11 protein-coding genes are annotated in these 15,882 nt (G+C 70.9%); 7 read left to right on the top strand and 4 right to left on the bottom strand.

Going from position 1 to position 15,882, the window contains the following annotated elements; all coding sequences use genetic code 11:
- Positions 1 to 100: 100 nt before the first annotated feature.
- Both ndk and BLW78_RS08175 read left to right on the top strand, forming a co-directional pair.
- Complete coding sequence (gene ndk, locus BLW78_RS08180; protein ID WP_012317495.1) at positions 101 to 523, top strand: nucleoside-diphosphate kinase; 423 nt, start codon at positions 101 to 103, stop codon at positions 521 to 523.
- A 173-nt stretch (positions 524 to 696) separates the two neighbouring features.
- Entirely contained in the window at positions 697 to 1,062 is a 366-nt protein-coding gene (locus BLW78_RS08175; protein ID WP_020091801.1) for a hypothetical protein, read from the top strand.
- Between the two features lie 141 nt (positions 1,063 to 1,203).
- On the opposite strand, the gene purN is transcribed toward BLW78_RS08175, so the two are convergent.
- Together purN and purM are read right to left on the bottom strand one after the other, a co-directional pair.
- Positions 1,204 to 1,854 carry a phosphoribosylglycinamide formyltransferase gene (purN, locus tag BLW78_RS08170; protein ID WP_056521218.1) on the bottom strand — a complete coding sequence of 217 codons (651 nt, stop codon included), beginning with the start codon at positions 1,852 to 1,854 and terminating at the stop codon, positions 1,204 to 1,206.
- On the bottom strand, positions 1,854 to 2,933 hold the full coding sequence (gene purM, locus BLW78_RS08165; protein WP_091678383.1) for a phosphoribosylformylglycinamidine cyclo-ligase: 1,080 nt from the start codon (positions 2,931 to 2,933) through the stop codon (positions 1,854 to 1,856). Before purM ends, purN begins: the two co-directional genes overlap by 1 nt.
- 143 nt (positions 2,934 to 3,076) lie before the next feature.
- Here purM and BLW78_RS08160 point away from each other — a divergent pair, with 143 nt between their 5' ends.
- The 5 genes from BLW78_RS08160 to BLW78_RS08140 all read left to right on the top strand — a co-directional run bounded on the left by BLW78_RS08160 (position 3,077) and on the right by BLW78_RS08140 (position 11,964).
- On the top strand, positions 3,077 to 4,201 hold the full coding sequence (locus BLW78_RS08160) for an AI-2E family transporter (RefSeq protein WP_026604737.1): 1,125 nt from the start codon (positions 3,077 to 3,079) through the stop codon (positions 4,199 to 4,201).
- Positions 4,202 to 4,214: 13 nt separating this feature from the next.
- Positions 4,215 to 4,925 (top strand): P-loop NTPase family protein, encoded by a 711-nt coding sequence (locus BLW78_RS08155; RefSeq protein ID WP_020091805.1) that lies wholly within the window; start codon positions 4,215 to 4,217, stop codon positions 4,923 to 4,925.
- Positions 4,926 to 5,023: 98 nt separating this feature from the next.
- Entirely contained in the window at positions 5,024 to 7,411 is a 2,388-nt protein-coding gene (locus BLW78_RS08150) for an RNA degradosome polyphosphate kinase (RefSeq protein ID WP_091678379.1), read from the top strand.
- A gap of 81 nt (positions 7,412 to 7,492) precedes the next feature.
- Positions 7,493 to 9,046, top strand: a complete 1,554-nt coding sequence (gene ppx, locus BLW78_RS08145; protein WP_020091807.1) for an exopolyphosphatase — start codon at positions 7,493 to 7,495, stop codon at positions 9,044 to 9,046.
- A 401-nt stretch (positions 9,047 to 9,447) separates the two neighbouring features.
- Positions 9,448 to 11,964, top strand: coding sequence for a methyl-accepting chemotaxis protein (locus BLW78_RS08140; RefSeq protein WP_091678376.1), 2,517 nt, complete (start codon positions 9,448 to 9,450; stop codon positions 11,962 to 11,964).
- A gap of 12 nt (positions 11,965 to 11,976) precedes the next feature.
- On the opposite strand, the gene BLW78_RS08135 is transcribed toward BLW78_RS08140, so the two are convergent.
- Positions 11,977 to 13,422, bottom strand: a complete 1,446-nt coding sequence (locus BLW78_RS08135) for an acetamidase/formamidase family protein (protein WP_020091809.1) — start codon at positions 13,420 to 13,422, stop codon at positions 11,977 to 11,979.
- 82 nt (positions 13,423 to 13,504) lie between these two features.
- Positions 13,505 to 15,832: an NADP-dependent malic enzyme gene (locus tag BLW78_RS08130; protein ID WP_020091810.1), complete on the bottom strand. Its 2,328-nt coding sequence runs from the start codon at positions 15,830 to 15,832 to the stop codon at positions 13,505 to 13,507.
- Positions 15,833 to 15,882: the final 50 nt, after the last annotated feature.

Here is a 15,882-nt window from a genome sequence, read left to right as displayed (position 1 = left end):
CCCGCTATAAGCCCGGCGCCGAAGCGAAATTCTCGCTGCCGCGGCGTGTCCGGATCGCCGGTGCGCCGCAGATCTTTTCCACAGACAGACCGGACGCACCATGGCCACCGAGCGCACCTTCTCGATCCTGAAGCCCGACGCGACGCGGCGGAACCTGACCGGCGCGGTCAACGCCGTCATCGAGGAGGCCGGCCTGCGCATCGTCGGCCAGCGCCGCATCCGCATGACCAAGGAGCAGGCCGAGAAGTTCTACGAGGTGCACAAGGAGCGCCCGTTCTTCGGCGAGCTCGTGACGTTCATGACCTCGGGCCCGGTGGTGGTTCAGGTCCTCGAGGGCGAGAACGCCGTCGCCAAGTACCGTGAGGTGATGGGTGCCACGAACCCGGCCCAGGCCGCCGAGGGCACGATCCGCAAGAAGTTCGCCGAGTCCGTCGGCGAGAACACCGTCCACGGCTCCGACAGCGCCGAGAACGCCAAGCTCGAGATCGCGCAGTTCTTCAAGGATTCCGACATCGCCGCCTGAGGCGAGGCGACGCGCGGTGGCGGGTTGGGCACACTGACCCGCCATTCGCGCGCCCCGTACCCGGCGGCGCCGGGAATGCCGCCCTGTGTGACCGGGTCGTCCTTGACGGGACGGAGCCCGGGAGCGTCCAACGGCCGAGCTTAGCCAATCTCAGCCCCCGGACGACCCCGACCATGACGATGCGCCGCCTGCCCCTGCTGATCGCGACCGGCCTGTTCGCCCTCGGCGCGACCGCCGCCCTCGCGGGCGGATCCTCGGCCCCGTTCCAGCAGTACGAGCCGGACCCCGCTCTCAAGACCGCCAGCAAGACCAACCTCGAGGGCCGCGTGCGCCACGCCTGCACGGTCGTCCAAGCCCGCATGACCAGCGCCAGCGAGGCCTCCCTGGAGCGCCCCTGCGGCTGCTACGCGCGGCAGACGCTGCGCAGCCTCGACGCCTCCGAGATCGAGGCCTACCGGACCACCGGCTACTTCAACGACACCGCCCGCGCCAAGGCGCTCTCGGCCCTGGACAGCTGCAAGCTCCAGCGCCCGGTCTGAGCGCCTAGAGCTTCGAAGGCCTCCGGGTCCGCGCACCGTCTTCGTCGGCGGAGCAGCCCCGGGGGCGGAACATGGTGAGCGTGGCGCGGCCGGATCGCGGCGCCCCGCTCGCGCGGACGGAAACGCCCGTGCTACCGCCGCCTAGAGGCTGAACAGAGCGCCGTCTGGCGCCCTCTCGTCGATCACGACGCGATCGCCGTCCAGACGGGCGCGGCCGCCCGCCACCAGGGCGAGCACCGCGGGGTAGAGCCGCCGCTCCTGCACGATCACGCGGTCGGCGAGGCTGTCGGGATCGTCGTCCTGGCGGACCGGGACCGCAACCTGGGCGACGATCGGTCCGGCGTCGAGTTCCGGCACCACGAAGTGGACCGTGCAGCCGTGAAGGCGCACGCCCGCGTCCAGCGCCTGCCGGTGCGTGTGGGTGCCCTTGAACAGGGGCAGGAGCGACGGGTGGATGTTGAGCATCCGGCCGGCCCAGGACGCAACGAAGTCGGTCGTCAGGATCCGCATGAAGCCCGCGAGGCAGACGAGGTCGACCTCGGCCGCCCGCAGCGCCGCGTCGAGGGCGGCGTCGAAACCGGCCCGGTCGGCGAAGGCCCGGTGATCGATGGCCTGCGTCGGGATGCCGGCCTCGGCCGCTCGGGCGAGGCCGGCGGCCTCCGGGCGGTTCGACAGGACCAGCACGATCTCGGCCGGGAAGGCGGGATCCTTCGCGGCTTCCAGCAGCGCCAGCATGTTCGAGCCGCGCCCCGAGATGAGGATCGCGACGCGGGTCTTGCGGGCGGACGCCATCACAGGGCGAGGCGGCCGCTGAAGGTCACCGGCTCGGGGCCGCGCGCCGTGATCCGTCCGAGGCGGACCGGGGTCTCGCCGGCCCGGGTCAGGGCCTCGTCGACGTCGTCGACCGCGTCGGCGGCGGCGATCACCACCATGCCGATCCCGCAGTTGAAGGTCCGCAGCATCTCGGCCTCGGCGACGCCGCCCTCGCGGGCGAGCCAGCCGAAGACCGGCGGCGGGGTCACGGCATCGAGGTCGACGGCGATGCCGACTTCGTCCGGCAGGACCCGGGGGAGGTTGTCGGGGAAGCCGCCGCCCGTGATGTGGGCGAGCGCCCGGATCCCGTCGGTGGCGCCCAGCGCCGCGAGCAGCGGCTTCACGTAGATCCGGGTCGGCTCCAGCAGCGCCTCGCCGAGGCTGCGGCCCGGGGCGAACGGGGCCGGCGCGTCCCAGCCGAGACCCGTCTTCGCGACGATCCGGCGGACCAGCGAGAAGCCGTTGGAATGGACGCCGGAGGAGGGCAGGCCGAGCACGACGTCTCCGGGCCGGATGCCGGGCCGCGGCAGAAGCGCGCCGCGCTCGGCGGCGCCGACCGAGAAGCCCGCGAGGTCGTAGTCGGACCCGTCGTAGAGGCCCGGCATCTCGGCGGTCTCGCCGCCGATCAGCGCGCAGCCGGCCTGCCGGCAGCCCTCGGCGATGCCGCGCACGATGTCGGCGCCGACGCCGGGGACCAGCTTGCCGGTCGCGTAGTAGTCGAGGAAGAACAGCGGCTCGGCGCCCTGGACGATGATGTCGTTCACGCACATCGCCACGAGGTCGATGCCGATCGTGTCGTGGCGGCCGGTCTCGATGGCGATCTTGACCTTGGTGCCGACGCCGTCGTTGGCGGCGACCAAGATCGGGTCGCGGAAGCCCGCGGCCTTCAGGTCGAACAGGCCGCCAAACCCGCCGATCTCGGCGTCGGCGCCCGGGCGCCGGGTCGAGCGCACCAGCGGCTTGATCGTCTCGACCATGGCGTTGCCGGCATCGATATCGACGCCCGCCGCCGCGTAGGTCAGCCCCGTCTTCGGCTCGTTGCCGTCCTTGGCCGTCATGCCCGCGCCACCTCGCTGAATACTGGCCCCGCTCTAGCGGCTTCCCGCGCGCCGCGCGAGTCGTGCCGGCGGCGCCTTGATCGGCGCGCTCCGCATACCCACTCTGCCCGCTGGCGTGGTGTGCTGCTGGGGGGAGCGTCATCGTGCGCGCACGGGCTGTGATCGGGCTGGCCGCTGTCGTGGCCCTGGGATTGATCGTCTACCTCCTGCGGGAGGTGATGCTGCCGTTCGTGGCCGGCATCACGCTGGCCTACCTCCTCGACCCCCTGGCAGACCGGCTGGAGCGGCTCGGCCTCGGGCGTCTGGCGGCCAGCCTGCTGATCCTGGCGCTGTTCGTCGTCGTCCTCGTCGTGACGCTGCTGATCCTGATCCCGCTCACGGCCAACCAGGTCGTGGCGCTCGTCAACGCGCTGCCCGGAATGGTGTCGCGGCTCCAGGCGATCATCGCCGAGCGGTCCGGGACCCTGCTCGAGCGCGTCGGCGGCGCGAACGTCCTTAACGAGCTGCAATCCTCCGTGGGGACGCTCGCCACCCAGGCCGGCACGTGGCTCCTGGCCTTCCTGAAATCGCTCTGGTCGGGCAGCCAAGCGCTGATCTCGATCGCCTCCCTGCTGGTCGTGACGCCGGTCGTCGCCTTCTACATCCTCGTCGACTGGGACCGGATGGTCGCCGCCATCGACGGCTGGGTGCCGCCCCGGCATCGGGCGACGGTGCGCGAGCTGGCGCGTCAGATCGACGGGGCGGTCACCGGCTACGTCCGCGGCCAGACCCTGGTCTGCCTCATCCTGGGCAGCTTCTACGCCGTCGGCCTGTGGCTGGTCGGCCTCAACTTCGGCGTGCTGATCGGCCTGATCGCCGGGTTCCTGACCTTCATCCCCTACGTCGGCACGCTCACCGGCTTCATGCTCTCCGTGGGCGTCGCGCTCGTCCAGTTCTGGCCCTCCGGAGACTGGCTGCATCTCGGCCTGACCGTCGCCGTCTTCCTCGTCGGCCAGTTCCTAGAGGGCAACGTCATCTCGCCGAAGCTCGTCGGCGATTCCACGGGGCTGCACCCGGTCTGGCTAATGTTCGCCCTGCTCGCCTTCGGGACGCTGTTCGGCTTCGTCGGGCTGCTGCTCGCCGTCCCGATCGCGGCCTCGATCGGCGTGCTGGTCCGCTTCGCCCTGGCCCGCTACCTGGAGAGCCGCCTCTACCACGCCGGGCAGCCGATCCTGATCGAGCACGAGGGCAAGGACGCTTCGGCCTTGACCTCCGCGGGCGCGGGATGATCCTGAGCGGCCTATGCGCGAGAACGCCCCACCCCGGCAGCTGGCCTTCGACCTGCCGCTCGACCCCCGCTACGGGCGCGAGGATTTCCTCGTCGGACCGGCCAACGAGGCCGCCTACGCGCTGATCGAGGCGTGGCCGGACTGGCCCGACAGCGTCTTGGTCCTCACCGGCCCCTCCGGCAGCGGCAAGAGCCACCTCGCGGCGATCTGGGCCGAGCGGGCCCACGCCTGGACCCTCCCGGCCGCCGAGCTGGGTGCCGACGCGGTCCAGCACCTCGTCTCCAACGGGGCGCTGGTCGTGGAGGACATCGACCGGGCGGAGCGGCGCGACGAGGCGGCGCTGTTCCACCTACTCAACCGCGCCCGCGAGCGAGGCTGCCCGGTTCTGCTGACCAGCGCCACGGGTATCGACGCCCTCGGCCTCACGACGCCGGATCTGCGCTCGCGGCTTCGCCTCGCGCCGCGCATCGCCATCGAGGCGCCGGACGACGCGCTCCTGCGTGCCGTCCTGGTCAAGCTGTTCGTGGACCGGCAGCTGGTGGTCGATCTCGGCGTCATCGAGGCGCTGGCCCTGCGGATCGACCGGTCGCTGGGCCGAGCCCGCGACGTCGTCGCCGAGCTCGACCGCGACGCCCTCGGGCGCGGCCGCCGCATCAGCCGGCCGCTCGCGCTGGCCGTCCTGCGCCGCATGGGGCTGGAGGACGAGCCGGACCCGAACGCCTGAAGGAGGAATGCAGTGGCCGTCACGAAACTGTCGTGAAGGCCACCGGTCTAGGGTGATACACGCTCCGCCGCCGCGAGGAGCAGAGACAGGGATCCGGGATGGAATCGACGCAGAAGCCCGTGGACCGCGACGCCGCCGATGAGGCGCCCGAGCCCCGTCGGCGCGCGACGGCCAGTCCGGCGACGCGGCGGGCGGTCGCGCCCAAGCGCCTGCAGGCCGATCCGGTCGCGGGGGCGGCGGCTCCGACGGAAGCCATTCCGGACGCCAACGACGAGTGGCCGGCCTCGGCGGCCGCGACTCCCGCGGAGCCGCCGGTCGGCGCGGCCCGCGAGCCGGTGGTGGAAGCCGGGCGAACCCTGCGCCACTCACCGGAGCGGTACGTGAACCGCGAGCTGTCCTGGCTGCAGTTCAACCGGCGGGTGCTGGAAGAGGCGTCGAACCCCAACCACCCGCTCCTGGAGCGCCTCCGCTTCCTGTCGATCTCGGCCAACAACCTCGACGAATTCTTCATGGTCCGCGTCGCCGGCCTCATCGATCAGGTCCGGGCGGGGATCACGGTCCCGTCGCAGGACGGCCTGTCGCCGTCCGAGCAACTCGTCCGGATCGGCGCCGAGGTGTCGCGCCTCGCCGCCGACCAGCAGGCCCGCTGGCGGGAACTGCGCACGGAGCTGCACACGAGCGACATCGACATCGTCGAGCCCGCGGCCCTCACGGCCGAGCAGGCGGCGTGGCTGGAGGAGTACTTCCTCAACCACGTCTTCCCGGTCCTGACGCCGCTGGCGATCGATCCGGCCCACCCGTTCCCGTTCATCCCGAATCTCGGCACCACCATCGCGCTGATGCTGGTGCGGCCGAAGGACGGCCGGCTGCTGCGCGCGCTGATCCGGCTGCCTGGCGTCATCGACCGCTTCGTGCGCCTGCCGGTGAGCGACAGCGAGACTTCCGCCCGTCTGATCACCATCGAGCAGGTGATCGGGATGTTCACCGGGCGGCTCTTCCCCGGCTACCTCGTCAAGGGTAGCGGCGCGTTCCGCGTGGTCCGCGATTCCGACCTGGAGATCGAGGAGGAGGCGGAGGACCTCGTCCTGCATTTCGAGACGGCGCTGAAGCAGCGGCGGCGCGGCGTCGTGATCCGTCTCGAGGTCGAGGCGGGCATGTCGGAGGATCTGCGCAGCTTCGTCGCCGACGAGCTGGAGATCGCCGCGGACGCGATCTTCCTCGTGGAGGGCATGCTGGCCCTGAACGAGCTGTCCCAGGTCGTTGGGATCGACCGTCCCGACCTGAAGTTCAAGCCCTACAATCCCCGCTTCCCGGAGCGCATCCGCGAGAGCGGCGGCGACGTCTTCGCGGCGATCCGGCAGAAGGACTTCATCGTCCACCACCCGTACGAATCCTTCGATTCGGTGGTGCAGTTCCTCGCGCAGGCCGCCCGTGACCCGAACGTGGTCGCGATCAAGCAGACGCTCTACCGGACCTCGTCCAACTCGCCGATCGTAGCGGCCCTCGCCGAGGCCGCGGAACTCGGCAAGTCCGTCACCGCCCTCGTGGAGCTGAAGGCGCGCTTCGACGAGGAGGCCAATATTCGCTGGGCGCGCAACCTCGAGAAGGCCGGCGCGCAGGTGGTGTTCGGCTTCGTCGAGCTGAAGACGCACGCCAAGCTGTCGCTGGTGGTCCGGCGCGAGGGCGACAAGCTCGTCACCTACTGCCACGTCGGCACCGGCAACTACCACCCGATCACCGCGCGCATCTACACGGACCTGTCGTTCTTCACGGCGGACCCCGCGATCGCGCGGGACGTGTCGCGGATCTTCAATTTCATCACCGGCTACGCCGAGCCGGCCGAGCTGGAGCGCATGGCGGTCTCGCCGCTGACCGCCAAGAACAAGCTCCTCGAGCACATCGAGGCGGAGGTCGCCCACGCGAAGGCCGGGCGTCCGGCCGCGATCTGGATCAAGTGCAACTCCCTGGTCGACAGCCAGATCATCGACGCGCTCTACGACGCCTCGGCGGCCGGGGTTCAGATCGACTGCGTGGTCCGCGGCATCTGCTGCCTGCGCCCGGGCATCCCCGGGCTGTCGGAGACGATCCGGGTGAAGTCGATCGTCGGGCGCTTCCTGGAGCACGGGCGAATCTACGCCTTCGGCAACGGCGTCGGGCTGCCGCACCCCAAGGCGACGGTCTACATCTCCTCCGCCGACCTGATGAGCCGGAACCTCGACCGCCGCGTCGAGGCGCTGCTGCCGATCACCAACCCGACGGTGCATCAGCAGGTGCTCGACCAGATCATGCTGGCCAACCTGCTCGACAACCGCCAGAGCTGGCGGCTCCTCGCCTCGGGCGGCTGCGAGCGGATCCAGCCCGCCGAGGGCGAGGAGCCGTTCAACGCCCACAAGTATTTCATGACCAATCCCAGCCTCTCTGGGCGCGGCAAGGCCTCGAAGAAGTCGAGCCCGCGGGCGCTGAGCCGCCGCGCCCAGCGCAGCTGAGTTTCGCTGCGCGGCGTCGCTGGGCTAAACCTCCCGCACGGCGCGCCGGCGGCGCGCCGGGCTGATGAAGGACTCGGACGTTTGGGCAGCCCTCTTGCCAACCTCACACTCGCGCACGACGCGGAGGCGATCGACAGCACCGCGCGCCATCCTGTGGCGATCATCGACATCGGCTCCAACTCGGTCCGCCTCGTCGCGTACGACGGACTGACCCGGGCGCCGACGCCGCTCTACAATGAGAAGGTGCTCTGCGGCCTCGGCCGCAACGTCCTGACGACCGGCCGCCTGAACGAGGAGGCGGTGACGCGCGCACTCGCCGCCCTGGCGCGGTTCCGGGTGCTGTGCCAGACGATGCGCGTCAGGCAGGTGTACGTCCTCGCTACGGCGGCGGCGCGGGACGCCGAGAACGGTCCCGATTTTCTCCGCGCCGCCGAGGCGGCCTGTGGCCAGGAGATCCAGCTCCTCTCCGGGCGGCGCGAGGCCGAGCTGTCGGCCCTCGGCGTGGTCTCGGGATTCCACGCGCCGAACGGCGTCGTGGGCGACATGGGCGGCGGCTCGCTCGAACTCGTAGACGTCCGCGGGGCGGTCGTCGGACAGGGGGTGACCATGCCCCTCGGCGGCCTCGCCCTGCAGGACCTGTCCGGCGGCTCGGTCAAGAAGGCCGCCAAGATCGTCCGCGAGTACATGCGCAAGGCCGCCCCGCAGCTCGAGACCCTGCGCGGGCGGACCTTCTACGCGGTCGGCGGCACGTGGCGGGCCATCGCGCGGCTCCATCAGGCGGCCCGCGGCTACCCCGTCCACGTGATGCACGGCTACACGGTGGAGCCCACCGACGAACTCAGCTTCCTGCAGGTCGTCGAGCAGACCGACGTGGCGCTGCTGCAGGACGTCGACGCGATCTCCGAGGCGCGGCGCCCGCTCCTCGCCTACGGCGCCGTCGTCCTCGAGGAGATCATCCGGGTCGGGCGCCCCCGCGAGGTGGCGATCTCGGCATCGGGCGTGCGCGAGGGCCTGCTGTTCGAGCAGCTCGACCGCGACACCCGTCTGATCGATCCGCTGCTGGCCTCGGCGTCGGAATTCAACGTTCTGCGCGCGCGCTCGCCCCGCCACGGCGAGGAGTTGATTACCTGGACGGACCGGTTCGTCGCGACCCTGGACGGCCACGAGACCACCGACGAGCGCCGTCTGCGGCACGCCGGCTGCCTGCTGTCCGACGTCGGCTGGCGGGCGCATCCGGATTACCGCGGTGAGCAGAGCATCGCGGTGATCCAGAATGCCGCGTTCGTCGGCGTGGATCATCCGGGCCGGGCCTATCTCGCCCTGGCGGTGTCCCTGAGGCACACCGGCCTGGCCCCCGAGAAGGCGAACCCGATGCTCCGGAGCGTGGCCGGTCCGCGCCTGTTCGAGCGCGCCCGCCTCCTGGGCGCCCTGCTCCGGATCGCCTTCCCGATCTCGGCCGGCATGGACGGCGCCCTCGGACGGGCGCCGCTCACCGTCGAGGAGGGACGGGTGGTGCTGCGCCTGCCGCGGGACTGGGAGGCCCTGAACGGGGACCGGCTGCTGAACCGCGTCCGCGGCCTCGGGCGCATCATCGGCCTGGACGGGCGGGTCGAGCTCGCGGACGACGCGCCCTGATCCGCGCGGCGCGGGCGCCGAACCCGGTCAGGGCCTCGCTCGTCGCCGCGGTCCGGTCTCACACGATGGCCCGGGCCCGTCGCGCGGGAGAGCTCACGCGGGCCGAGGCCGACGGCGGCCTCATGACCGTCGCACCGGCGCTCACCGCACGCCGCCGGAACGGTGAGCGTGCGCCTGTCGACCGAGATCGCCGCGGTAACGTCGGCTTAATTCACCAAGCCAACTTTTTTATTGGTTGATGTCGATTCTCCTCTGAATCCGGAATAGAGCGCGCCGCCCGCAAAATATGTCGGCGCGATAGACTGTCGAACACTGCCGAGCGGCAGCGTGAACGCGCGCGCCGTTCGCCCTATGATGCGAGCAACACGCAGATCCCACTCGCACATCGGAATGTTCACGCGATGAGATGGCTTGGCTACGTCTCGATTCGACTCGTCATGTGCACGACGATACTCGCGATGGCGATGATGTTACTGGCCTACGCGGGGAATGCTCTGCTCGACGCGCGTCTTCAGGCGCGACAGGCCCGGGACGCGGTCACGCTGACCCGCGCGAGTCGCCAGCTGCTCGGGACGATCCTGCCGACACGCCTCGAGCGGGGGGCAGCGCTCGCCCTGAGCGGGGATGCGTCCGCCGACCCGGAGAGCCTGAAGGCCTACGCGACGAACCGGGACGCGATGGTCGCGGGCTTCGCGAGCGTTCAGGACCTGCTGCGGAACCGGGATCTGCCCTCCGTGACGGCGACGATGGCGAGGCTCAACGCGGCTCAGGACGCCGTGAACCTGCTCCGCCCCCGGATCGATGAAGCCCTGCGCGTACCGAAGCCGAAGCGGGACCCGGCGCTGCTGCCCGCCGTGCTGACGGCCTTTCAGGAACTTCTCGACGCGCTGACGGCGACCACGGACGCCGTGGATTCGGCTATTCCGCGCTCCGACGCCGTCCTGCAGCACTACCTCGTCCTCAAGCGGTCTGCCTGGGCGACCCGTGTCGCGATCGGGAACGTCGCCCTGCGCGTGCAGACCTCGCTGGCGGCGGGAACGTCGTGGTCGCTGCCCGAGACCGTGGCGGCGGCCGAGGAGCGGGCGCGGGTCCAGTCGGCGTGGTCGAGCACCAGCGAGGCCGCCGCCCAGAGCTCGGACGCCGTGCGGTCCGCGTTCGAGAAGGCCAAGCGCAGCAATTTCGAGGGCGAGGCGGCGGAGGCGGCGCGCGCGATCTTCGACGCCCTGAGCCAGCATCGCGCGTCCCCTATCACGTTCCAAGACCTCCGTAAGCGAAACAGCGTCGAGCAGATGACGATCGTCGATCTCGCTAATGCCGCCCTCGCCGAGATGGTGGCGCGGGCCGAGAGCATCGCCGCGCAGGCGGACCGCGTTCTCCTGCACAGTGCCGCGGCGCTGCTGGCCGTCCTGCTGCTCGTCGGGCTGGGCCTCATGGCTCTGTTCGGGGGCGTGCTGCGCCCCCTCCGGATCATCGCCACCGCGATGCGCGCGCTGACGGGGGGCGACACCGCCGTCGCCGTCCCGGTGCAAGCGTACCGGAACGAGTTCGCGCCGATCATGGTGGCCGTGCAGGCCTTCCGGAACAATCTGATCCGCACGCGCGACCTCGAGGCCGGGGCCGAGCGGGCGCGGCTGGACGCCGACGACCAGCGCCGGGACAGCCTGCGCCAGATGGCGCAACGGTTCGAGGAGGCCGTCGGAGGCATGATCGGCTCGGTCGCGTCCTCGGCCAACGCCCTGCAGGTCACGGCGCAGACGATGACCGCGACGGCCACCCAGACGGCCGGGCAGTCGACGGCGGTCGCGGCCGCCGCCGAGCGGGCCTCGAGCAACGTCAACACCGTGGCGGCGGCCGCGGAGGAGCTCGGCACCTCCGTCCAGGAGATCGGGCGGCAGGCCGACGGGTCGGCGGATCTCGCGCAGAGGGCCGCGGCCGAGGCCGACCGGACCGCCGCGCGCGTCCAGGACTTGAGCAGCGCCGTGGACCAGATCGGTGCCGTCGTGGGGCTGATCTCGTCGATCGCCGAGCAGACCAACCTGCTGGCGCTCAACGCCACCATCGAGGCGGCCCGCGCGGGCGCAGCCGGCCGCGGCTTCGCGGTGGTGGCTTCCGAGGTGAAGGCCCTCGCCGCGCAGACCGCCAAGGCCACCGACGAGATCTCCGGTCAGATCGCGCAGGTGCAGGCGTCCACCGGGCAGGCGGTGGAGGCCATCGCGGCGATCACCGCGCGGATCCGCGAGATCAACGGGGCGGCGACCACGATCGCGGCGGCCGTCGAGGAACAGGGTGCGGCGACCCAGGAGATCGTCCGCAACGTCGGGCAGGCGGCCACCGGCACAGGCGAGGTCACCACGACCATGACCGGCGTCGCGCAGGCGGCGGAGGGCACCGGCCTGGCCGCGAGCCAGGTTCTCGCGGCGGCCTCTGCCCTGTCGGACCAATCGGACCGACTGACCGCCGAGGTCGAACGGTTCCTGGCGAGCGTTCGCGTGTCTTACGCGGTCTCCGCCGCCCAGGTCGCGATCGTGCAGCGCAGCTTCGCGACGGTGCAGGCGCTCGGCGACACCGCGGCAGAGCTGTTCTACGGACGCCTGTTCGACATCGCGCCACAGGTCCGGTCGCTCTTCCCGGACGACATGACCGCGCAGAAGCGCAAACTCGTCGCCATGCTGGCACTGGCGGTGGCCAACCTCGACAAGCCGGAGGCCCTCGTCGCCACCGTGCGCGATCTCGGGGACCGGCACGTCGGCTACGGCGCGCTGCAGGCGCATTTCGAGGCGGTCGGGGCGGCACTGCTCTGGACCCTGGAGCAGGGGCTCGGCCCGGACTTCACGCCGGAGGTGCGGGAAGCCTGGACCGAGACCTACCGGGTCATCGCCGGCCTCATGACGATGACCGGAGCCGCGAAGGCCGCGTGAGCGGGTCAGGCGTCAGGCGACGCGATCGGAGAAGATCGCCTTCTTGACCACGGCGTGGACGCCCCAGTTGCCGTCCACGACCTGCGTGATCCCGAAATCGACTGCCACCGACATCAGCGAGATCGCCTCGTCCTCCGTGAGGCCCTTCGCGTGCATCAGGAACTGGCGCATCTTCCGGAAGGCGTCGCGCATGGCGAGGTCGATCGAGGATTTCTGGAAGATCGCGCTCTGCGCGTCCGGACCGAGATCCCGCAGGTAGTTCGGGTAGCTGAAGCCGGACAGAACCCAGTCGTCCCGGGTCTCGATCATCGGGAAGTCGAGCGCCTCCAGCGGCGTGCCGGGCAGGTCCGCCTTCTTGTGCAGGATGAACTGGAAGGTGCCGGTGAGCGAGCACTCGATCGCGGTGCCGCACAGTTCGGAATCGCCCTGGCTGGCGTGGGGATCGCCCACGGAGAACAGGGCGCCCGGCACCGCCACCGGGTAGTAGAGGGTCGCGCCCTTGCCGATCCGCCAGTTGTCGATGTTGCCGCCGGTGTAGCTCGGCGGGATCGTGTTCACCCGGTCGGCCTCGGCGGGCGCGACGCCCATCGTGCCGAAATGCGGCCGGATCGGCACGCGGATGCCCTTCAGGACCTCGAAGGTCTTCTGGGTCTTCGTGTGGTCCACCGGCAGGCCGGGATAGTCGATGGTCGGGTGGGAGACGCCGAACGGGTCGGTCACGCCGGGCCAGCGGAAGCTGTAGACCGCCCGGGCCCAGTCGCGCTCGCCGGTGGCGTCGACCTCGTAGATGGTCACGACCTCCCGGGGTTTATCGCCGGTGATCAGGTCGTTGTAGTGGTAGCCCCACCACGCCGCCGCGTTGCTGCCGAAGGCCAGTCCCTTGTACCTGGGATTGGCGCAGGGGCGGGGGGCGACGTCGAGGATGCGCACCTCCAGGACGTCGCCGGGCTCGGCGCCGCGGATCGCCACCGGGCCGGTGCAGATGTGCACGCCGAGGCCACCGCCGGGGCCGACCTTGGCGTCCATGGCGCCGGCTCCGCGGGGCGAGACGCCCATCTTGTCCTTGGTCCAGAGATAGACGCTCTCGGCGCCCGGATCGCCCTGGATCATGCGCTCGGCATCGTCGCTCGCCTGGTGGGTGAGCGTCTCGATCGTGACGAAGTCGCCCGAGCCGATCTCGACCTTGGGCTTGAGGCTGCGGCTGAAGAAGCCCCAGTGGACCGTCTCGGCATTCGCCGGCAGGTGGTAATGCGCCGTGGCGGCGATCTTGGCGCCGCTCGCCTGGGCCAGGGCCGGGCTCACGAGCGACGGACCGCCGGCCGCGAGGGCCGCGGCCGCGGCGCCGGTCGCCGCGAAGCCGCTCTTAAGGAAGGCGCGCCGCTCAGGCTCGAGATCCCGCCGGAACCGGCGGCGGTGCTCCTCGAAGGCGTGGCAGGTTGGATCGTCGCCCGCGCACATCGCGTCGTCTCCCGGTGGTTTCGTGGTCCCGGGGCGGGCAAGCAAATCGACGGCCACGCTGGCGGCCGCCGACGGGCGCCCCTCACTCCGAGAGCATGCCGACGCCGCCCTCCTCGGCGCGCGCGACGGCCTCGTCCGCCTGGGCCTCGACCACGGCGGCGGCCGTGACGTTGACGATGCCGCGCGCCGTCACCGACGGCGTCAGGATGTGGGCGGGCTTGGCCGGGCCGATCAGGAGCGGGCCGACCGGCAGCGCGTCCGCCAGCACCTTCGCGAACTGGAAGGCGATGTTGGCGGCGTCGAGATTCGGGAAGATCAGGACGTTGGCCGCGCCCTTGAGGCGCGAGCCCGGCAGGACGCGCTCGCGCACCATCTCGTTGAGGGCGGAATCGGCCTGCATCTCGCCGTCGACCTGCAGCTCGGGATTCCGCGTGTGCAGGAGCGCGAGGGCGTCGCGCATCTTCATCGCGGAGGGCGAATCCGACTGGCCGAAATCGGAGTGGCTGAGGAGCGCGATCTTCGGCGTCATTCCGAACCGGCTGACGTGGCTGGCGCAGGCCTGCGCCACGTCGGCGATCTCCTCGGCCGTGGGGTTCTGGCGGACATGGGTGTCGGCCAGGAAGTACGCGCCGTTATGCGTCACCACGAGGCTCATCGCGGCGCACTGCTCCACGCCCGGCGCGAGCCCGATCACGTCGCGGATGATGCGCAGCCGCGTCTCGAACCGGCCCTCCAGGCCGCAGATCAGCGCGTCGGCCTCGCCGCGGCGGACCGCGATGGCGCCGATCACGGTGTTGTTGGTGCGGACCAGCGTCCGGGCCGCGTCCGGCGTGATGCCGCGGCGACCGGCGACTTCCAGATAGGTCTGGACGTAGGCGCGGTAGCGGGGATCGTCCTCGGGATCGATCAGCTCGAAGTCGCGGCCGTGCACCATCGACAGGCCGAAGCGCTTCAGGCGGGTCTCGACCACCCGCGGCCGGCCGACCAGGATCGGCAGGGCGACCTTGTCCTCGACGATCGCCTGGACGGCGCGGAGCACGCGCTCGTCCTCGCCCTCGGCGTAGATCACGCGCTTGGGCTCGGCCTTCGCCTTCGAGAACAGCGGCTTCATGATCAGGCCGGACCGGTGCACGAACCGGTCGAGGCTCTCGACATAGGCGTCGAGGTCCGGGAGCGGCCGGCCGGCGACGCCGGAATCCATCGCGGCCTTGGCCACCGCCGGGGCGATGCGCAGGATCAGGCGCGGGTCGAACGGGCTCGGGATCAGGGATTTCGGTCCGAACGGCCGGGCCTCGCCGCCGTAGGCGCGGGCGACCACGTCCGAGGTGGTCTCGTGGGCCAGGCCCGCGATCGCCTTGACGGCGGCCTTCTTCATCTCCTCGTTGATCTTGTGGGCGCCGACATCGAGCGCCCCGCGGAAGATGTAGGGGAAGCACAGGACGTTGTTGACCTGGTTCGGGAAGTCCGACCGGCCGGTGCAGATCATGGCGTCAGGCCGCTCCTTCTCGGCCAGATCCGGCATGATCTCCGGGTAGGGGTTGGCGAGCGCCATGATCAGCGGCTTCTCGGCCATCTCCTTCAGGTACTCGGGCTTGAGCACGCCGCCGGCCGACAGGCCGATGAACACGTCCGCCCCCGGGATCACCTCGGCGAGCGTCCGCTTGTCGGTCTCCTGGGCGTAGACGTCCTTCCACCGGTCCATCAGCTCGGCGCGGCCCTTGTAGACGACGCCCTTGATGTCGGTGACCGTGATGTTCTCGCGGGTCGCTCCGAGCGACACGAGGAGGTTGAGGCAGGCCAGAGCCGCCGCGCCGGCGCCGGACGTGACGATCCGGACGTCGGACAGGTTCTTGCCGGCGAGTTCCAGGCCGTTGAGGACGGCGGCGGCCACGATGATCGCGGTGCCGTGCTGGTCGTCGTGGAAGACCGGGATGTTCATCCGGGCCCGGCACTGCTCCTCGACCTCGAAGCACTCGGGCGCCTTGATGTCCTCGAGGTTGATGCCGCCGAAGGTCGGCTCGAGGGCGCAGACGACGTCGACGAGCTTCGACACGTCCTTCTGGTCGACCTCGATGTCGAAGACGTCGATGCCGGCGAACTTCTTGAACAGGACGGCCTTGCCCTCCATCACGGGCTTCGAGGCCAGCGGGCCGATATCGCCGAGGCCGAGCACGGCCGTACCGTTGGACAGCACCGCCACGAGGTTCTGGCGCACCGTGAGTTCGGCGGCCTGCTGCGGGTCGTCGTGGATCGCCATGCAGGCCGCGGCGACGCCGGGCGAGTAGGCCAGGGCGAGGTCGCGCTGGTTGCCGAGCGGCTTGGTCGCCTGGATCTCCAGCTTCCCGGGCTTGGGCAGGCGGTGGTAGACGAGCGCCCCGGCCTTGAGGTCCTCGGACATGTTATCGGCCATCGCCCACGCTCCCGCTCACCTTTTTCACCGAGGACGACGCGGTCGCGCAT

This window comes from Methylobacterium sp. 275MFSha3.1 (assembly GCF_900108435.1).
GTDB lineage: Bacteria > Pseudomonadota > Alphaproteobacteria > Rhizobiales > Beijerinckiaceae > Methylobacterium.
Note: the sequence above shows the minus strand (reverse complement) of the source record. Positions and strands in the feature narration are given on the sequence as shown.